The following is a 19,924-nucleotide window of genomic DNA, read 5'->3' as shown; positions in this document are numbered from 1 at the left end:
TTATAGTTGTTTAATTCCTTTAGAATATTTTTCTACCAATGCTCCGTTTTTTGTTCCATAGATATTGACGTATATTTCAATTGTTTCGGCTCTTTCACCCCACTCATGGATTTTCTTATAGTACCTATTAAGTCCAATTTGCGGATCTCTTTGTTTCGATAATGAATGCCTCCAGTCTATTGAATAGCGGGTACGTGTATTTTTATCTGCAAACCACACGATCATTTTGTGGAATGAATCCCTTCCAAGTTTCCAAGCCATTATTTGTTAGAATTAAAATGAATTAATAGATCGAGCGTTGGGATGCGTTTTTTGTATTTGGTATCATCGTAGAGATGTGCACCCAGCTCGTTTTTGGTTTCGCATATTACTACGTTGAGTTTGGAAAGCTCCACTTGGTTTTCTTTGGAGAGCTTGAATAAATAATCCATTATTGAACGCTCGTTACTTTCGTCAAAATCTTTTCCAAAAAAGGTGGCAATGTCTTTCAGTTGAAGTGGTTTAACAATCATATTCTGATTAAGAAGAAGAACTAAAACCGCTTTGTCCTTGCAGGCAATAAGGAGTTTTGCATTTTTCGATTCAATATTTTCTTCCGTTGATTTATGAAGCAGGAACTTTTGAACTCTTTTATTCGTCTGCTTTTCGAGATTAAAAATGTCAAGCATAGATTTTATTTATTTTAATGATTAATATTTTTTGCGTTTATTTTTATTATGAATGCCACTTGGCCATTTGCTCCCAATCCATAGCATCAATTAATTCCTTCATGTTTTTATACCAGGGAGAATCATATCCGAAGCCTATGATCTTAATGGCTCCCGATTTTCTATCCTTTTCTAATCCATAATTTATTATTTGCTTTTTCGATTCCCCTTTCCAGCTAATAGGTTTTTTGAACGTCAGAAGATTTCCTTTTTTGCTGGCAAAATCTATTTTCTTTTGCTGTGTATTGTAAATTCCGGTATCGCCAAACCAATAGGTGATGTTATTTCCATTTATTTCATACTGGCCTTCCCTTGCTTTAATTTTTTTTAAATGATTGTCAAATGCTTTTTTGTTAGCATGAGTTTTCGTGTACTTTTTCATTTTATTTTTAATTTAGGTTTAATGTCGTTCTGTAAATTCTTTGTGATTTTTTCAGGAAAGTTGCCGGTAAATTCCATGTTGTAAAACCGCAGCATGAAAGCGTTGTGTTAGGGATGGATCGTTGAATTTTCCGATAGTGTTTTCGCATTCACGGAATAGTTGAAGCGCTGGTTTTTTTATTGTAGTTTCCTTTTTTTCGTTGTTGTGAAATTTTCTGATTACACGGCTCAACGTCAGCTCACGTTCAACTTCTCTTTTTCTTTTTTGATCGTCCTGATACCATTTTTTTGTACCGACAAAACCTTTGAGATTGTTTGTGTCAAAATAGAGATAGGGCAATGTTACATAGCGGTTCACAGGATCTTTTTTAATGTATTTAGCAACAAGAGAAATGCGCTGAATGTAGTGTTGGTGTATCTTGTCAAGGTTTTCTGTTGAAGCAGGTTCGTATAATTTTCTAATTAATTTTTTTGCGATTTCAACCTGGTGTTCCGTTAAATCCACATTTTTATAAAGCAGGTTTCGTGCGGTCATCCAAAACAAACTGACATTAAGAAGTAGGGAATTGTCGCGGGCAGGATCAGGCGCAATATTCCTATGACCTGATTTGTCCGCCCGCGAAACAATTTCCCCTGTTTCTTGAAATTTTTTTTCTACACTATTTTTTTGTTTTTCAAACGAAACTTTAACAATTTCCCCTGTGTCTCCTGATCTGTTGCCCGAAACGTTGCCCGAATTAATTTTAGACGTGAGCGAGAGCGAACTCCTTTGTTCAGAGTTATGAACACCTATTATTATATTATTATTTATTTTATTTATGTTACCAGAATATGTATCAGGACAATTTGTCTTTTGAAATTCGGAAAAGGTTGATTTTAGGTCGATTTGCTTAGATCGCTCAATCGCTTCCTGGAACTCCTTTTTGACGTTATCAACATTTAATTTCCGCTTTACTAACAATATTTGGGGGTTTATCAACAGCTCAAAATTCGAGTTAGAGCCATGAAATATTTTGCTGGTGATGATGCCAGCTGTCTGAAGTTTAAGAACGTGTCGCTGAATTGTCCTGGAACTACACTTGACTAATTTTGCCAGCTGCATATTGTTAGTTTGTAGAGTAGGCAGATTTTCTGCTACTATCTCTTTGGATCCGTTTGCTTTCAGTAAAGAGATTCCATAAATCCTGATTAGCTCTTTGGCCGTCATTACTGCGCCTGTGCGGAGTTTATCTTTTCGATTCTCCGCACATTCATTATAGGTATCAATATAGCAGTCTAAGGCTTTAAAAGCTGTTGGGTAATGTATTACAATCATGTGGTGTGTTTTCTATTTGGAGAGATTTCCTACGAACATCATTAATTGATAATTGAATTTTATTTTTTGTGGAAGTGAAAAAATAAATTTTCCTATTTCTTCAATGATGGTCAGCGGAACAGATACTACTATAATCGGTAGTAACAGTAACCCTTGCAAAAAGTTTAGACGTTTCATATTTGTAGATTTTTAGTTTATAATTGATTTAATAATTGTATTCTTCTTTTGAATGTGGTATTCATGTGCTGTTCCAATAACTTTATGTCTTCTGCTAAGAATTGATACAGCTCGTCTTTCATTACAGAGAAAGAGGAGAAGGACTGGCCGGTACCGGAACTTAATTCAGGATATTTAATATGAATTGCACCGGTAAACCGGTTTGCTCTTTCGACATTAACAAAACAGCAAAGCGTTCTGTATCCTTTTGCAACATCTGTTTGATCTTCCGGCTGCGCCTGGTTAAACTTTCCTTCTGCTGCTGAGTATTCTAATCGTGCGTGCATTTTATTAGGTTTTAAATTCCACATACACCGCTGCATTCAGAGGTGAATATATCCAGTTGATTTTCCTGTAAATCCACTTCTGTAAGTGGCTGTCCGCTTCGATGCAGGTAGATTGGTCTTTCAACACCTTTTTGAGTGCTGTTGCGGATTTTTGCATCCAGCTTAATTACTTTGCTCCACTCTTTCGGTTTATTGAGCTTCATGTCACGCCACCTGCTATCAGATTGGAAAGGACAAAAAATGCAAGCGCTTTTGGGAGGTATAGGATAGTTGTTTGTCTTCAACCACGCCACACAGTCAGACCTTCTGAAAATGGTAGTATAAGGTACCTTTTCATGTCCGCTTTTCCTTGATTTGATATTCAAGAATGGATATACAAACGTCATCCAATTGGTACGTGGATATTTCATTCGTTCGATTTCTTCTAACGTTATACCGAGCCATACCTCCGTAGCCGGAGTTCTTTTGCGGGACTTTAAGCTATATAGCTTTCGTATGGCTCTGAAAATTTCGTGTGTTTTGTATTCTTCCGTGCATTGTCGTTTAAGTATTCCGACATTCCCTGACTCGTCTTTAGTGAAGGCGGGTATAGAAGCAAAACGATTTCCTGATGTGCTTGTACCGAATATTAAATCTTTGTATAGCGATTTCTTTCCCGTACAAATAATGGGAATCCCTTTGTTTTGTTTTGACCATTTTTTCAACCATTTTAAATGCTCATAGGTTGCTTCACTTTCAGAACCGGTATCGGAGAATATTGCATAATCAGCTCGTTCAATGAATCCAATAGAACTCATCAGGTAAAGGGTTGTAGATTGTTGCCCCAAACCCAACGAAATGATTTTGTAGTTCTTATTTATCGCGAGTTTATTACGTCTTTGCATTTTTCGGTATATATTCTGAAAAACTGTTTTTATTTTTTTTACCATAGTTCTATGGAATGATAAGACAGAGTGCATAACTGTTTAACAATACCTGGGCTTTTGCTTTAGCTTTTTCAATACCAATACAGGTTTTATTTGCAATCCCATTTATATCAGTTCTCACCAGGTATTCGTCCGGGATCCTTTCTGTCGGAGTAATAAAAAACAATACATGACATAACAGCCCGTCTGTCTTACCCCGCCATAGGCAGTGTTCAGTACCTACGTATTCCCATGTGAGTAATTTTACTTGCATACTTTATTATGTTGAGTGTTTAGATTTACACGTAGGATTTTCCATTTCCAATAATGTCTTGTATGTGCCGGGCCAACACTCTTTTGTGTAAGGCTGGTGCTTTTTATAATGTCTGCCCATGCCTCCATGATTGTGTTGAACTTTGTTTTTGAGCGTTGTATATATTGTTGCATTGCTTTTAGATATGATTAAATAATTTGTCGGAAGGCTCTGTGAATACCGAAGCGTTTAAGATCAAGGTTGGTGGCTTCCCTAACCAGTCTCACTTTTCTAACCCATATCATTCCGTTTAATTCAATGATTGGTTCTTCTTCACCCAATTCGACAACAAATATTCTGTTAGTTTTTTGTAGGAACTCTTTTGGATTGGAAACTAACCAGGTTCCAATTCGGCTACCTGAAGTAAACCATTCTCCTTTTTTAACTCCTTCAGGAAGAAACCACTTCTTCGTTTCATTGTCCAAATCACGTCCTTCCGGAGTGAGAACCTTAAACCATATTTGGCTGCGATTTTCTGCGTGTTTCATGTATGTTCCTTTTTTTTACAACATTTTTTTCGAGAAATTCATAGAGGCTTGGTTTAAAATAACGGATTGTCCTACCGAACTGGCTAAATTCAACGTCCCGTTGATCTCTTAATGCCTGCATCTTACTTCTGCCTTTAATACCTAAAATTTGTTTTGCAATTCCTTCAGATACCCAATCATCGTCTTCATCCTTCTTCTCCTTTTCTGACTTTTCCTGCTCCTTAATTTCTTTGATGGTATCCTTAACCAATTTTCGTATGTCCGTCATTAAATGCAAATATGCCTGGTCGTCTTCAAGTAGTATTACTTTCATTTTTTAGAAGATTTTGAGGGTTTTACAGGCATTTCATCAGAAAAAATTATTTCTTCTGCCTTTCTAACCAGGTTAGATGTTTCGGTTTTCTCCCTTTCAAGAATCTCCAAAGCCTCTTCATATATGGCTTTAGCGTGATAGGAACGTATTTTTTCTCCACGAAAAAACTTGTATATTGTTGGTCTTGATATATTTCTTTTAGTAGAAATTTCTATTATGGAGTTAGTTGGTAACTGTTTTTTTAGTAAGTTTGCCTCCCGTTTAGTAAACATTTTGTAAAAATTTAGTTAAAAATATTATTATGTCAGTAAATTATTTAGTAATTTTGCTGACAAATTTATAAAAAATAGTTTTACGTATGCAAAATTTTACTGATATATTTTTAAACAATAGTTTCCTATGGAACTAAAAAACCCATTTGATGAGCGTTTTCTGGCCGGAATTGACCTTCTTATAAAGGACGAAAAGGTTAAAAACGCTTCGCGCTTCTCCACTTCAATTGGAGCCTACGCTAACCTGGTTAGTGATATTAAGAAGGGCAAACGGTCTGTTACTATGGAGCAAGTAGCGACAACTATCGGTGTCTATAATCTAAATGCCAATTTCTTTTTTAAGGAAAAGGAATCCCTTTATGATGAAACTGATCTTGATGATAATTCATCGGTATTAAATAAGGCAGAAAAAAATAGTGGTATTCAGACAGGGAATAAATCAATGAATATTCAGGGTGGAAAGGGGGGAGTGCATAATAATGGTACAATTATGCAGGCAGCTGGAAATATAATAAATGAACTGCCCAAGAAATTTCAAAAGGAGACTATTGACTTTTTTAAGGAGGTACAGACAAGAATAACTACTCAAGAAGATCGCATTGAGGCTTTAAAAAAAATTGCAGACGAAGCCAAGGAGGATGTTCGGAGAAAAGACGTTATTATTCATGAAAAAGACGAAATTATTCATGCGAAAGATGCAGAAATCAAGGAACTTCACAAAGAGATTATTATCAACTTGAAGGAGAAACTTTCAGACAAGAAACACAAATAATAGAATAGGAATATTTTATAGGAAATTTACACAAAATGCCATCAAAGCCACGCAAAGTACCTAAGAAGTATATCGGAAAATTTTTGGAAAAAAGTATTATCAGCCATAAGTTTATTCAAGCTATTAATCTCTTAAAACAGAAGGGTGAAATTGTGGAGTATAAGGATTTTACTGAAAGGTATGGTTATAGCAGTAATACAATTACACAAATTGCAAAAGGAAGACAAGATGCTCCGCACATAATGCTTTGGGGTTTAGTCCATGATTACAATATTAATTCAGAGTTCCTTTTTGATAAGGATTCAGAACCTTTTTCAGGGTAATATTTGAAAGTAGTTTCCCCATCCTTTTTCAGAATTTTGAAAACACGATCATAAATACCCAATACAGAATTTTATATTAAATTTGCTGCCAAACCGAATTTTAACACAACACGAAAACCGAATTATAGTACAGCAAGTAAATCGAATTTATAGTACGATAAAGCATGGCAACACCAAGCGAAAAATTAGCAGAATCACTTGAAGCGCTTAAAGTGCTTCAAGATCAGGAAATCATGGCTATCAATGTATCTGAATTAAGTCGCGTTCACAGACAACGTCTATTGAAGAACGGGTTTCTTAAAGAAGTTGTCAAGGGATGGTATATAACGGTACCTTCCTATGAACAACAAGGTGACAGTACTTCCTGGTATGCATCATATTGGCATTTTTGTTCAAGATATTTAGCTGACAGGTATGGTGATTTCTACTGTATATCAGCTGAACAATCATTACAAATACATTCGGGCAATTGGACAGTACCACATCAACTTATTGTAAGATCAAAAAGTGTAACAAACTCTGCTACCCCATTGCCATATGGAACATCTTTATTCAGCATGAAGTCTCCTTTGCCGGAAGCAGCAGAAATTGTAGTGATAGAAGGAATCCGAATGTTAACATTGCCATCAGCCCTCATTCACTGCACACCAACCATGTTTACTAAAAATCCAACGGATGTTCGAACGGCACTTGCTATGATCAGGGATTCGTCTGAAATACTCGGCTTGCTTCTGGATGGCGGACACAGTAAAATTGCCGGGCGACTTGCCGGTGCTTTTCGGAATATCGGGCAGGAAAGAATTGCCAACGATATTTTAAGTACCATGCAAAAGGCAGATTATGATGTACGAGAAATAGATCCGTTTGAAACTACCACTCCGATTGTATTGTCAGCCAGAGAAAAATCGCCTTATGTAAACAGGGTACGTTTAATGTGGCATGAAATGAGGACTGTTATTATTAAACATTTTCCTAAAGCTCCCGGACTTCCCAAAAATCATGAAAAATACATGAAACTTGTGGAGGAAATATATGTAACGGATGCTTATCACTCATTATCAATAGAGCAATATAGAGTTACACCGGAATTGATTGAACGTGTACGCAGCGGAGCGTGGGATGCAGTTAAAAACAAGGAAGATAAAAAACAAAGAGATGCTATGGCTGCCAGGGGCTATTGGCAGGCTACTCAAAAAGTAAGGGACAGTATTACAAAAATACTCAATGGAAAAAACTCCGGTAAAGTTGCAGATACAGGTCATGGAGAATGGTACAGGGAGCTTTTTGCTCCAAGCGTAGCTGCTGGTATATTGAAGGCATCTGATCTGGCTGGTTACAGAAATAGCCAGGTATATATAGGCGGATCAAAGCACGTCCCTCTTAATAAAGATGCTGTTCGTGATGTAATGCCGACACTCTTTGAACTATTGGAGAATGAGTCTGAGGCTTCTGTAAGAGCCGTCTTGGGACATTTTATATTTGTATTTATACATCCCTACGTGGATGGTAATGGCCGAATTGGAAGGTTTTTAATGAATGTAATGTTGGCATCGGGCGGATATCCCTGGACGGTAATTCCTGTTGAAGAACGTAAAACGTATATGGCAGCACTCGAAAAAGCAAGTGTTGACCAAAACATAGAAGCGTTTGCGAAATTTATAGCTTACCTCGTAAAAGAAAGCCTCAAAGGAACTCCAGTGGCTACAATTAAAAAGTAGTATATACAATTTTTTGTTTGTGCTGTAGTACTAATTTCATAGAGCGCTAATCTTAAAAGAAAAAATAAAATGATAAAATATCTATCTAATGTTTCTGAAAATATTTAGGTAATATCTTGTCGCAAATATTTACTAAATGTGCGACAAGAATAACTCAAAGAATTAAGGCAATTAAAAAAGGGAAGGATGTATTTAACATCACTTCCCTTTTAAGTGCACTCGGAGGGATTCGAACCCCCAATCTCATGGTCCGTAGCCATGTGCTTCATCCAGTTAAGCTACGAGTGCAAATTGTTTTTTTGCAAAGCTATCAATTTTATAAATCTTCTAAGTGCTTGCAAATTGCTTGCAAATACTTACCTTCGATTTCTGAACACCTTGATTTTAAAGGCGAACAGAGGATACTACATTAACATCCGTAGTCAGATGCTCTATTCAGTTGAGCTACGGAACCCTTTTGTAAAACTCTTAATATATTCTCTTCCTATTCCACTCTTTAAATAAACTTCACGATTTCTGGCTTCAACCCGACTAGAAAACTCTTCCTTTTGTAGATTTTGTTTTACCTGAATTATGTTAATTCAAACGATTCTCAACATCCCTACTCATGCCAACATACATTCTGTCAAATCTTATACTATAAAGAACATATACAAAAAAATTCATTTTCTCTAGTCTGATGCTCCCCGCCGGCAGGCAGGTATTCAGTTGAGCTACGGAACCCTTTTTGTATTCATGCAAAGGTATTAAAAATACCATTACCTTAATTAAGAAAGGTTTTTTCAGCAGCATTTAAAATAGCAAAGGCCGCTTCGCTGCTTCCGGCTTCGGCATAGTTACGTAATATCGGTTCTGTGCCGGAAGCCCGTATCATTAACCATTCCGTATCGCTGAAGAAGTATTTATATCCATCTATAGTCTCGGTGCGCTGTATTTTATACTTACCAAAGGCTTTGTAATTGTTGTTTTTACAATTTTCCACAATAGTGTTTTTCAAATCTTCTTTCAAATGCAGGTCGGAGCGTTCAAATGAAAAAGCGCCTGTTATTTTGTAAACCTCCTGTATCAGGTCGTCAAGCGACTTCCCTGACTTTGCCATATATTCCCAGATAGTTAAGCCGATCCAGATTCCATCCCGCTCCGGGATATGCCCCTTTATAGCTATCCCTCCTGATTCTTCACCTCCAAGCAATACGTCTTCCTGCAGCATTATGGCGGCAACATATTTGAAACCTATTTTTACAACCTGGTAAGGCAATCCGAAATGTTCACACATTTGTTTAACACGGGGAGTTACTGAAAAAGCCGTAACCACTTTACCTGTCATTTTCTTCTGCTCAAAAAGATATTTTATTAAAAGTAAAATAATATGATGCGAATCGATAAAATTACCATGTTTATCATACAATCCAATGCGATCAGCATCTCCGTCCGTTGCCAGTCCGCAATCAATCTGGCTGCCGGCAGGCAGGTGTTTTCCCGAGACTTTAATCAACTCTGCAAACTCTTTTAAGTTCTTATGAATAGGTTCAGGAGCCTGTCCGTTAAACGACGGATTATACTCGCAATGCAGTAATGTTACATCGGGCAATAAACGCCTGATCACATTCTGCCCCGCGCCATACATGGCATCGTAAGCCAGTTTTAAACCGGAATTACGGATCGCATCCAGGTCAAAATTATCTTCAACATGCTTACAATACATCTCTTCCAGATCAGTGATCTCAATTTTTTTTGCATTGATGAAATCAGGGAGGGAATATTTTTCGATATCAATAGTTGATTTATCTTTTATCAAATCCTCCACTTCCTGTACCTTTTCCGGCAATAAGGGACCTCCGTAACTTCCTTTAAGTTTATAGCCATTGTACGAAGGGGGATTATGACTTGCGGTAATAATAATACCCACATCAGCTTTGTGCCTCACTGTACCTAATGATATCATCGGTGTTGAAACAAATCCCCTGGCCAAAAATACTTTCACATTGTTTACCGCCATTACTTTAGCAACAGTTTCCGCAAACAATTCTCCGCCAAAGCGGCAATCGTGACCGATAACAACTGAAGGAACCGAAAAATTTTTCTTTAGCCATACGGCAGTTGCTTCCGCAACGCGGATTACATTCTCAACCGTAAAATCTCTGGCAATAATGGCTCTCCAGCCATCTGTGCCGAATTTAATTTTGCTCATACTTGTCACACTTTATTTTTTATATCCATACAAAATACGAATTTCTGTTTAAAAACGGCAATACATTAAACGGTATAAATGGCCCATTTTGAAAAAGTCGGAAGTCCGAAGTCGGAAGTCGGAAGTCCGATCCTTAAATACACCTATGCAGAAATTTATCCTGTTCGCGGCATAACATAATGACACTAGCGCTTTATATTATGTTTATCCAATGCCTCCCTGAAACGCCTGGCAAAAACGGCATGCTGCTCCATGGTTACTGCAAAGTTATGGCGACCTGAGAAATCTTCTTTAGCACACATATACAAATAATTATTTTTCCGGTAGTTCAATACCGCATCCAGGGATGATATCTCCGGCAAATTTATAGGGCCGGGGGGCAAACCAATATTCCTGTATGTATTATAGGGTGAATCAATTCCTTTATCCCCATTTAAAACGCGGTTAATATTGAAATTACCAAGCGCGTAGATCAATGTGGGATCACTTTGAAGCGGCATTCCGATCTTTAAACGATTAAGATATAAACCGGCTATGACAGGCTTTTCATCATTAAACCTGTTCTGCTCGGCCTGTACAATTGAAGCGAGGGTCGCGACCTCAGTGCGCGACAAACCTATTTCTTTTGCCTTCGCTTTTCTTTTTTCATTCCAGAAATTATCATACTCACTTACCATTCGTTCAATAAACTCATCGGCCGAAGTGTTCCAATACATTTCATAGGTATTGGGAATAAATAAGGTCAAAATTGTTTCTTTCTTTAAACCGCACTTCGCAGCAAATTCACTACTGTTAAGTATTTTCAGCAATTGAAGTGAATCGGCCTCCAATTTTTTTCCTACGCGCGAAGCGAGTTGTTCTTTTGTCCGGATATTATTGAACGCGAGCATAACGGGTTCCTGAATACCCGCACGTAGCATGTTCACCAGTTCATTATTATTCATATTATTCCTGATACGGTAACGACCGGGTTTCACTTTATTTTTATACTTTTTGAGTTCAGCTAAACGTTGAAAAGAGGCCCGGTTTACAATGACCCGTTTGTCGGTTAAACTATTTATCACATCATCAAAAGTGGAACCTGTAGGAATATAAAAATACTCCACACTTTTTCCATCTAGTTTTACATTAGGTTGATATACGAGCTTATAACCCCAATAAACAACAATACCTCCACCCGCGATCACCAGGAATAGAAAGGAGATAATCACCTTTTTAAAAAACGATATTTTTCTTCCGGACATGGGTCACGAATATAAGAAATTTACCTCCTCGACATGCAGTCGGGTTGATCTAAAGCTTGTTCAACAATGCTTTGACCTGAGCGCTTTGGGGATGATATTTTATATATTGCTGAAGAAGCCGCTTTCCCTTGTCAATTTGCTTTTGTGAAAGGTAAAGTCCGGCTTTATTCATTATGGCCTGCTCATAATCGGGATCCAATGCCAATGCCTGGTTATAATACATTTCAGCCATAAAAGTATTCCCTTTAAGCAGAAACAAGTAGCCCAGGTTACAATGAGCCTGCGCGAACTTCGGATTTTCGGAAATTATACTCTCATAAATGGCCTGTGCCTCATCTATTTTATTCACTGCAACTAACGCCGTTCCTAACTTACTTTTAAATTCCAGGCTAAACGGAGCTAACTCAACCGCTTTAGTAAAATAAGTATATGCTTCAAAAGCATTTCCCAATCTATTGTAACTCTCTCCTATTCTGTACAATGTCCAGGCATCATCATTACTATGCGCCCTTCGGTTAAAAACAGTTAACACTTCCTGACTGCCTAATTTTGATACATAACCTGCAATCCGGCTATAATTTTGTTCCAAAAAATAAATCTGAACCAGCTGAGGAAAATTATTTAATAATTTCTCTTTAGTATTATCCTTTAAATATTTTTTTGCGCTATCCAATAATGAACTGTTTTTTAGATCAAATTTTTCAAATTGATTAATATATGCCTGTGCTTTTACCTTAGCTGAAGGATCTTTTTCATTGATGGCATACAGACCTATAAATTTCTTTATATTTTCTTTTTCAGCAACTGATACAGGTTTTCGTATATAATGATCTGTTACACGCACATGCGGGATATCGATCGATCCTGATTTTGGCATATGACAGCCTACACAGTTATCAGTTTTTTTATTCCGGACTTCCGGCTTTTCATTACACAAAATATTATTTTTAGTTCCATGACAATTTTTACAGGCATTATTAAATACACTGTTATCCGTGACCCTAACACTTACATGGGGATCGTGGCAGGTAACACAGGTAAGTGATTCCTTATAAGGCTTCAGAGAGGCGGAGTTTTCCGCAGGCTTAAAACTTTTAATAAAACATTGGCTCATTTTTAAACGATCAGCATGAGAAGCCATGATGAATTCAGCATCAGCTCCTTCATATTTCGGCAAAAAAATTGTCATTATATCCGAAAGCTTCATCCCCGGTTTGAAATCAAAAAATGATTTACCCTCCTTCAACACCGTGTTACCCTGCAAGTGGCAGCGCTGACAAACATCAAACTGGAGATCAATGGAAAGTTTGGCAGGGTTGACGATACTATAATCGATCTCTTTAGTTGTATCGACAAAAACTCCTTGCTGCTTTAACACAACGTGGGCACTGCCCGGTCCATGACACCGCTCACAATCGATACCTTCGGGCACTTCAGAATATTTATTCTCGGAACCCTGAATAAAACCCGGTAAAGCATTATGGCAACTCATACATTCCAGCCCGATCTTCCTGGAAAAACGCGTATTCATGCCATTCTCAAAACCCGGAGGCAGGTCCCATTGTCCCTTTTGGGTATAATATGTCATTGGCATTTGATGCAAATACCCATTCGTATTAAATATATGTGAATTTGTATGCTGGCCCGAACCAATGATATAATCAACCTTCTCTGTACGTTTGTAAATTGTATCCCTTCCATCCAGCCTGAACTCGGTTATCTTAAAACTATCTCCCTCCCAAAACGGATAATAATAAAAATCAGAGGACTTATCATATACTACAGTGTGCTTATCGAACTTAGCGGAGCTTTTAGCTTTGGTAGCGAGATCAAACGATTGCCCCATGCCTGTATGGATAAATGTTTTGTAAATATCCATGTGGCATTGCTTACAGGTATTAATACCTACATGATGAACAGAGTCATTATGGTTGAGGTACGTTGAAGGGTTTTCTGCCGGAGATTTTTCAGAAGTAGAATCAGAACCGCAATATGCAAAAAGGAAACAAAGGGAAGTGGTTAGAAAAAAATATACCGTATTTGAAAATTTAATTTTAAGCAAGAAATAAAAGATTTATCAAAAGTAGGTTACCAAGGCACTCCTTCGACCTCGCTCAGGATATCCCTCACACAAATATCAACTTTAAAAAGCATAATAGAATCCGATTCTATAACCCTGAACCTGGAACCTGGAACCCGGAACCAGCCACCAACTGCATCAAACACTCATCCTTCCATACTCCTCCATCATTGATCCATTTCTTTTTTACGCCTACTGTTTCAAATTTATGTTTCGCAAATAATTTCAGACTTGCTTTATTATCCACGCTGACATTACAATACAATTGCTGAAGGCTTAAAATTTTAAATGCATAATTGGTTAAAAGTGCTAACGCGGCTGAAGCGTAGCCATTTCCACGTTCCGTTTTATCGGCGATAAGTATTCCTACACCTGCACGTTTATTATGGGGATCGAAATCAAAAAGATCGACACAACCTATAACTTTGGCCTCACCTCCCGGCCTTCTCTCCATTTGGAGAGGAGAAGATGGTTCGTTTATACAAATAATCAGGCGCAACTGTTTGGTGGTATAAATGTCCAATTGCGCATTTAAGATATATTGTTCGAGCACATGCCGGGAATATGGAGTTAAGGTATTTGATACCTGCCATACAGAAATATCATTCTCCCATTTATACAACCAATCAATATCTGAAGGTTCGAGTGCGCGGAGCTTTATATTGTTATCAGAGAGCATTAAACAGCGGAGTATGAAGCGGAACGGATCCCTTCGTAAATATCGTTCATATTGTATTTTGAAAGATAAAATGAATTTCCAGCCAGGTAACGGTCAAGATTAAGCTGGTAACAGGATGTAATGATGTTACGCTCATAAAGTTTGGGCAGCAGATCGAATACATAATTTACACGTTGCATTTCTGCTTCGTATACCTCCGAGCAAAAATCCTTGATCGGACTCAGGCAGGTGGCTATGCCTATATCTACACGAGGATAAGCCAGCGTATATTTCTTTATCTCATCACGAAGCTGATCAAGGGTAAACACAGCTGGCACGGATAATTTAATAAATATAGAATCGATGTTGCGCTGGCGAATAAGCTTTAACAAAGCCTTTAATTCTCCATCCACAGTAGCGCCTTTAACAGTAAGCGTAAATAATTTACCATTTACAGATATAGCCAAATGCGGTGGAATGCGGGTTGCATATAACACAACCAGGTAAATATCATTCAGCAGCAAAGCTTCCGTTGCCGGTAAGATATTTGGGATAACATATTGGTTCTTGATAGTGGTCAAACTACTTGTTTATATGAATCAAAACAAATGTAAGTCTAAAATTTATTTTACAATTGCTTTATAAGCAAAACTTAGTGCTTCAATTATATCGCCGGCAATAATACAAGAGGTACCTGATCTGTCCATTGAAATATCACCGGCAAGCCCATGCCAATAAACTCCAAATACAGCAGCTTCCTTTGGTGCATAACCTTGTGCCAATAAACCCGTAATAATGCCTGTAAGTACATCACCGCTTCCTCCTGTGGCCATCCCCGGGTTGCCGGTGGAATTAAAATAAACAGTGGCATCGGGACAAGCGACTGCTGTATGCGCACCTTTTAAAACCACATATACCCCGTATTTGAAAGCAAACTCGCGCAACTGATCATAGCGGGCATAGTCGCTATCCGTTTTCCCAACCAATCGTTCGAATTCCTTCGGGTGGGGTGTTAAAATACTGTTCTTCGGCAAAAAGGGCAACCATGTTTTGTTCATGGATAATATATTGATCGCATCGGCATCCAATACCAAAGGAACAACGGCATTTTGTATAAGCAGTTTTAATGTATTCTGCGTTTGCTTTTCATTGTCCAAACCCGGACCAACGCCAATTGCATTGTACTTTTCAAGTTTAGGTAATTCTGAAATATAATGATCTGTTGAATCAACACTAACCATGACTTCAGGCAGGGCTGTCTGAATAATTTCGTAACCACACTTTGGAATATGAACTGTTACCAGGCCGGCTCCGCTTCGCAAACAGGCGTTAGCAGCCAAAACAGCGGCACCTATTTTTCCATAACTACCGGAAATGATCAACGCATGGCCATAAGTTCCTTTGTGAGAGAATTTCTTTCGTGGTTTTAATATTGCCTGAACATCAGATAACGTTATAAAATAATTAATTGTTTCCTGCTTATTGATAAATGAAGCATCGAGACCAATGTCAAGTATTGTAAAATCACCTATGTGCTTCCCTGCCTGAGGAAACATAAAGACCAGCTTTGGCGCCTGGAATGTAAGTGTATGTGTTGAATTGATACAGACCCAGGCATCCGGCTTCTCCTTTGCAGAAAGCGGCAACCCGGAGGGTACATCAATTGCAATTACAGGTAATTTAAGTGCATTAATGTACTTTATCACATCCGCGGCAAGACCTTCGACCGGTTTATTGAGACCTGAACCAAATATAGCATCAATAACAATGTCGGATGACTGAGCTTTAATGTTTTTCAGATCATCTGCTGATCTGATATCAAGGACAGTGACGCCGGTACCTTTGAGTCGTTGTTCATTTGTCTTGAAATCCCCCGAACATTTGTCGGAACAACGAACAATATAAACTATGATCTTATATTTTTTTTCAGCCAACAAACGCGCGATGGCAAGTCCGTCCCCGCCATTATTTCCCAAGCCACAAAACACATGCATTTTAATTGGCTCCCGGTAAGCAGAAGTGATCCATTGCATACAAGCCACCGCCGCCCGTTCCATAAGGTCAACCGAAGCGACTGGCTCATGCTTTATGGTGTAAGCATCGGCTTCACGGATTTGTTCTGTAGTAAGTATTTTCATTGGACATTCAAGGGATGTCATCGCTTAAAGCGATGACATCCCTCTGTTTAAATTAACTTTAACAATTGCTCATGAATAGCAAGCACCTGCGGAATGACAAGCTGCTGCTCATCATTATAGATCACAAAATCAGAACGTTTTATTTTTTCTTCATCACTCCATTGGTTCAGCATACGCTTTTCAACTTCTTCCCTGCTCCAGCCTTCACGTTTCATAACGCGAACGATCTTAAGATCAACGGGAGCTGTAACAGTGATAACCTTATCCAGTTGCTTATTTGTACCGCTCTCAAAAAGTATAGCAGCTTCTTTCAACGCGTATTTCGCCTGGGCATTTCTCCTGCTCCAATTTTCCACATCAAGTGCCACGGCAGGATGAATAATAGCATTGAGCTTTTCCAATAAAGGCTTATCATTGAATACAAGATCCGATAATTTTTTACGATCGACGAATCCTTTATCATCAATTAGCTCCTCACCAAAAACCTGTATGATCCGTTGTTGAATATCTTTCCGGTAAAATACCTCAGTGGCTGCCACATCCGCATAATAAACAGGAACACCCAATTTTTCAAATATTTTGCAGACAAGGGTTTTACCGCTTCCAATACCTCCGGTGACTCCAATTCTTAACATTATTTACGAACTAAAAATTCAACTTTCTCAGGATTTACTTTGAGGGATTTAATATTTGATGGTTTTTTAACAATTTCAACCTTTAATTTTTTGCTGCCTGTTTTCTTCGAGTAATCAACACGGGCACGAAATGCGGAAGCGTCCATTTTCTCAAACTCATCAAATGGAACAATAAACTTTACAGAAATCTTGTCAGGAAATACCTTCAACGAATAACCCTTAGGTAAATTATCGACCTGAACCGGTATTTCCAGGGTCGCTTCCGTGAATTTTGTAACGGGTACGATCAGCTCAACAGTCGAATTTGAAACCTGCACCAAAGACGTATCATTTGCCAGGATCAATTTAATATCCTTTTTTATTTCACTATCCACGTCCTCCAGTTTCACCAGCTCGGTCTCTGCATATTTTAGTTTAAGCACGCGCTCTTCAGGACCCGAGATCGTTACTTTATCCGGTATAAGACGAATGCTGTCCTTCAGCTGATATTCTTTATTATAAGTTATGTTCGCATTTAATTTTACCGGAACCGTTTTACTAAGACGTTTGCTGTAATTAACAAATAAAGTATCAGGAACAATTTTAAGCACCTTGATCTTGCTGCCAAATTGCCTGCCTATTTTTTCCAACCTGTTATTCACTGCAAAATAATAGCCCGGGGCATCTTTTAAAGGGCGAAGTTCTTTGAGATCGATCCTTATTGACTGTGTCGCGTTACGAAGTTTATAATAAAGAATGGTAAAGCCGCTGGCGTTGATCTCTATATCAATGTTCTCCGGCAAATGATTAACAATGACCTTTGATTTAGGAATATTAAGATAGGTCACCGGAAAGGTGATGATTGAATTATAATCCTTACTAAACGTAGTAATGAACCAGAAAAAGAGCGACAAAAATATACAGATCAGAAAAGTGATCAGCTTTCTATTCAGCCTCACGTTACCACCGTCAGTGCTGCGCCGGAATAATTTTAAAAGATTGGTTTTCAAAGATGTTAGTTGCCGGTTGCCGGTTGTTGGTTGTCGGTTATTATGAACTAATTTATAGATAGAAAAACTAACAACTGACAACAATCAACCAACAACTATTAAGTACCCTGGTTCAAGTTAGCCGAAAACTCCATTGATACAGCAGATTTCTCGATCTTCAAACGCACACCACCCTCCACTTCGATAACGAATGTTTTATCATTCATCTCAACAATTTTGCCATGTATCCCGCCAATGGTAATAACCTTATCACCCTTCTTAAGTTCTTCACGGTATTTTTTCTGATCCTTCGCCTTTTTTAGCTGCGGACGGATCATAAAAAAGTAAAATACAACAATGATCAATAACAGGGGTAACATTCCCATAATGTCAAAGCCCCCACCTTTTGCAGGAGGACCCATGAGTAAAATGTGTAACAGATTCATAGAACAGATTTATTATTAGTTAAATTAAAATTGAAAATTACTTCTCTTCAGGCACTTCAATTTGCGCTATTATTTTTAAAACTTTGGTATTAGGTGATGTGTTCGCTGTAATAGTCACTGTTTTTTCTACCTTACCCGATTTGCCATCACTGTCAAATGTAACATCAATAATACCTTCACTTCCGGGAGGAATGGGAGCCCTTGAATACTGCGGCACAGTACAGCCGCAACTCGCATGTGCTTCGGCAATGACAAGATCACTTCCACCTGTATTTCTGAATTTAAATGAATAGGAAACTTTCTCTCCCTGTGTTATTTTTCCAAAATCATGCGACTCTACCGCGAAACTAAACTGCGGCTGAGAGCCGGGATCGGTTTTATTCTCAGAAGCGGTCGCGGTAATGTTCACAGCATCGGTCGTAACAGTTTTGGATTAAAAAAAACAATGAAATTCTATCTCTACTCATTTGAATCAAATTTTACTCAAAAATAATAAATTGAACAATGTTCTCTTAATCCACAGAAGAAACTTTAATAAGTTCCTACTCCATCAACCCCCTGCCGGTTTTCACCAGCTTACTGTCCCTTTTGAAATCCTGCACCAGCTTATCAAGTATACCATTAATGAACATTTTACTCTTGGGTGAACTGTACAATTTTGATATTTCAATATACTCGTTAAGACTCACCTTAACGGGAATACTTTCAAAATGTAATATCTCGGTGATGGCCATTTTCATCAGCAATATGTCCATCATTGCTATACGCTCAACTTCCCAGTTCTTTGTTTTTTCAGATATCACCTGCTCGGAATCTTTTTCATGAAGGATAGTCTTCCTGAATAAGTCAATGACAAACTGCTTATCCTCTGCTTCGTCCTTATATAAAGGCATTAGAGCAAAATCATTCGCAGAAGAACTTAACCCTTCAATAGTTTTAAGCACCCCATTATGTGCCAGGCGCAAGTCATCAACCCAGTATATACTTTTCTCTTCAAAATAATGCTCGAGCAATTCAAAATCGGTGATACAATTTTTATAGATAGCCAGGATAAATTGTTTATCTGTTTCGTAGGAGTGCTCTCCTCCATTCATGTATTGCTGATACTCCTGGCTGTTTTTAATTGTGGTTAAAATTTTGCGCACCAATTCATCGTCCGTTTGCCAGGTTATTTTCCGGTTAGTTACTTCCTTCTTCAACCTGCTGTTTTCTGATAACTGTTTAACAACAGCATTATCAATGAACAACGTACTTGGATTCAGGTCCGATTCTGTAGGAAGTCTTTTATTTCTGGCATCCGCGGTTATACGCTCGGCCTGGTCGCGTATTTCAATGAGGAGTAACAACAGGTAAACATAAAGGTCATAGATCTTCTCAATGCTGTTAAGCAATTCCTTTTCACCTTTGCCACGGTCTTTGTTATCGCTTTGGAAAAAAGCATACAAGGCCTGCATTACCTTCACTCTTAAATATCTCCTGTTTAACATAAATAACCTTGCAAAATGAGTATTTTTGATATATAATGAACAGGCACAAAGTTACGTGAATTTTTGC

Annotated in this window: 24 protein-coding genes and 1 tRNA gene; 3 read left to right on the top strand and 22 right to left on the bottom strand. The window is 38.0% G+C overall.

Annotation, left to right across the window (positions count from 1 at the left end; genetic code table 11):
* From HYU69_11885 to HYU69_11840, 10 genes are all read right to left on the bottom strand, one after another.
* Complete coding sequence (locus HYU69_11885; GenBank protein MBI2271035.1) at positions 1-261, bottom strand: hypothetical protein; 261 nt, start codon at positions 259-261, stop codon at positions 1-3.
* Positions 261-668: a hypothetical protein gene (locus tag HYU69_11880; protein ID MBI2271034.1), complete on the bottom strand. Its 408-nt coding sequence runs from the start codon at positions 666-668 to the stop codon at positions 261-263. The genes HYU69_11885 and HYU69_11880 overlap by 1 nt, the downstream gene beginning before the upstream one ends.
* A 46-nt stretch (positions 669-714) precedes the next feature.
* Entirely contained in the window at positions 715-1,089 is a 375-nt protein-coding gene (locus HYU69_11875; protein ID MBI2271033.1) for a hypothetical protein, read from the bottom strand.
* Between the two features lie 51 nt (positions 1,090-1,140).
* Positions 1,141-2,403 carry a hypothetical protein gene (locus tag HYU69_11870; protein MBI2271032.1) on the bottom strand — a complete coding sequence of 421 codons (1,263 nt, stop codon included), beginning with the start codon at positions 2,401-2,403 and terminating at the stop codon, positions 1,141-1,143.
* A 194-nt stretch (positions 2,404-2,597) separates the two neighbouring features.
* Positions 2,598-2,906 carry a hypothetical protein gene (locus tag HYU69_11865; protein ID MBI2271031.1) on the bottom strand — a complete coding sequence of 103 codons (309 nt, stop codon included), beginning with the start codon at positions 2,904-2,906 and terminating at the stop codon, positions 2,598-2,600.
* 11 nt (positions 2,907-2,917) lie between these two features.
* Positions 2,918-3,790, bottom strand: a complete 873-nt coding sequence (locus HYU69_11860) for a hypothetical protein (GenBank protein MBI2271030.1) — start codon at positions 3,788-3,790, stop codon at positions 2,918-2,920.
* Positions 3,791-3,839: 49 nt separating this feature from the next.
* Positions 3,840-4,085: a hypothetical protein gene (locus tag HYU69_11855; protein ID MBI2271029.1), complete on the bottom strand. Its 246-nt coding sequence runs from the start codon at positions 4,083-4,085 to the stop codon at positions 3,840-3,842.
* Positions 4,086-4,273: 188 nt separating this feature from the next.
* Positions 4,274-4,612 (bottom strand): hypothetical protein, encoded by a 339-nt coding sequence (locus HYU69_11850; protein MBI2271028.1) that lies wholly within the window; start codon positions 4,610-4,612, stop codon positions 4,274-4,276.
* Positions 4,575-4,925 (bottom strand): hypothetical protein, encoded by a 351-nt coding sequence (locus HYU69_11845; GenBank protein MBI2271027.1) that lies wholly within the window; start codon positions 4,923-4,925, stop codon positions 4,575-4,577. Before HYU69_11845 ends, HYU69_11850 begins: the two co-directional genes overlap by 38 nt.
* On the bottom strand, positions 4,922-5,197 hold the full coding sequence (locus HYU69_11840) for a hypothetical protein (GenBank protein MBI2271026.1): 276 nt from the start codon (positions 5,195-5,197) through the stop codon (positions 4,922-4,924). Before HYU69_11840 ends, HYU69_11845 begins: the two co-directional genes overlap by 4 nt.
* A 127-nt stretch (positions 5,198-5,324) precedes the next feature.
* Between HYU69_11840 and HYU69_11835 the strand changes: the two genes are divergently transcribed.
* The 3 genes from HYU69_11835 to HYU69_11825 all read left to right on the top strand — a co-directional run bounded on the left by HYU69_11835 (position 5,325) and on the right by HYU69_11825 (position 8,010).
* Positions 5,325-5,969, top strand: a complete 645-nt coding sequence (locus tag HYU69_11835) for a hypothetical protein (protein MBI2271025.1) — start codon at positions 5,325-5,327, stop codon at positions 5,967-5,969.
* A gap of 35 nt (positions 5,970-6,004) precedes the next feature.
* On the top strand, positions 6,005-6,292 hold the full coding sequence (locus HYU69_11830) for a hypothetical protein (GenBank protein ID MBI2271024.1): 288 nt from the start codon (positions 6,005-6,007) through the stop codon (positions 6,290-6,292).
* Positions 6,293-6,456: 164 nt separating this feature from the next.
* Positions 6,457-8,010: a Fic family protein gene (locus HYU69_11825; protein MBI2271023.1), complete on the top strand. Its 1,554-nt coding sequence runs from the start codon at positions 6,457-6,459 to the stop codon at positions 8,008-8,010.
* Positions 8,011-8,224: 214 nt separating this feature from the next.
* Here HYU69_11825 and HYU69_11820 read toward each other — a convergent pair.
* From HYU69_11820 to nusB, 12 genes are all read right to left on the bottom strand, one after another.
* Positions 8,225-8,298: transfer RNA gene (locus tag HYU69_11820), tRNA-Arg, on the bottom strand.
* A 475-nt stretch (positions 8,299-8,773) separates the two neighbouring features.
* Complete coding sequence (locus HYU69_11815; protein ID MBI2271022.1) at positions 8,774-10,201, bottom strand: phosphoglucomutase/phosphomannomutase family protein; 1,428 nt, start codon at positions 10,199-10,201, stop codon at positions 8,774-8,776.
* A 185-nt stretch (positions 10,202-10,386) separates the two neighbouring features.
* Positions 10,387-11,445 (bottom strand): endolytic transglycosylase MltG, encoded by a 1,059-nt coding sequence (gene mltG, locus HYU69_11810; GenBank protein ID MBI2271021.1) that lies wholly within the window; start codon positions 11,443-11,445, stop codon positions 10,387-10,389.
* 49 nt (positions 11,446-11,494) lie between these two features.
* Positions 11,495-13,507: a tetratricopeptide repeat protein gene (locus HYU69_11805; GenBank protein MBI2271020.1), complete on the bottom strand. Its 2,013-nt coding sequence runs from the start codon at positions 13,505-13,507 to the stop codon at positions 11,495-11,497.
* A gap of 106 nt (positions 13,508-13,613) precedes the next feature.
* The gene (locus tag HYU69_11800; protein ID MBI2271019.1) at positions 13,614-14,204 is read right to left on the bottom strand and encodes a GNAT family N-acetyltransferase; all 591 of its coding nucleotides are present in this window, start codon (positions 14,202-14,204) and stop codon (positions 13,614-13,616) included.
* Positions 14,204-14,764 (bottom strand): hypothetical protein, encoded by a 561-nt coding sequence (locus HYU69_11795; GenBank protein MBI2271018.1) that lies wholly within the window; start codon positions 14,762-14,764, stop codon positions 14,204-14,206. The genes HYU69_11800 and HYU69_11795 overlap by 1 nt, the downstream gene beginning before the upstream one ends.
* 42 nt (positions 14,765-14,806) lie before the next feature.
* Positions 14,807-16,321: an NAD(P)H-hydrate dehydratase gene (locus HYU69_11790; GenBank protein ID MBI2271017.1), complete on the bottom strand. Its 1,515-nt coding sequence runs from the start codon at positions 16,319-16,321 to the stop codon at positions 14,807-14,809.
* 47 nt (positions 16,322-16,368) lie between these two features.
* Positions 16,369-16,956 (bottom strand): dephospho-CoA kinase, encoded by a 588-nt coding sequence (locus HYU69_11785; protein ID MBI2271016.1) that lies wholly within the window; start codon positions 16,954-16,956, stop codon positions 16,369-16,371.
* Positions 16,956-17,945, bottom strand: a complete 990-nt coding sequence (locus HYU69_11780; GenBank protein MBI2271015.1) for a hypothetical protein — start codon at positions 17,943-17,945, stop codon at positions 16,956-16,958. The genes HYU69_11785 and HYU69_11780 overlap by 1 nt, the downstream gene beginning before the upstream one ends.
* 98 nt (positions 17,946-18,043) lie before the next feature.
* Positions 18,044-18,370, bottom strand: coding sequence for a preprotein translocase subunit YajC (gene yajC, locus HYU69_11775; protein ID MBI2271014.1), 327 nt, complete (start codon positions 18,368-18,370; stop codon positions 18,044-18,046).
* Positions 18,371-18,407: 37 nt separating this feature from the next.
* Complete coding sequence (locus tag HYU69_11770; GenBank protein ID MBI2271013.1) at positions 18,408-18,779, bottom strand: DUF1573 domain-containing protein; 372 nt, start codon at positions 18,777-18,779, stop codon at positions 18,408-18,410.
* A 133-nt stretch (positions 18,780-18,912) separates the two neighbouring features.
* Positions 18,913-19,857, bottom strand: coding sequence for a transcription antitermination factor NusB (gene nusB / locus HYU69_11765; GenBank protein MBI2271012.1), 945 nt, complete (start codon positions 19,855-19,857; stop codon positions 18,913-18,915).
* Positions 19,858-19,924: the final 67 nt, after the last annotated feature.

It is taken from the genome of Bacteroidota bacterium (assembly GCA_016183775.1).
Classification (GTDB): domain Bacteria; phylum Bacteroidota; class Bacteroidia; order JABDFU01; family JABDFU01; genus JABDFU01.
The sequence above is the reverse complement of the archived record's forward strand: the minus strand, read 5'-3'. Positions and strand labels throughout refer to the sequence as shown.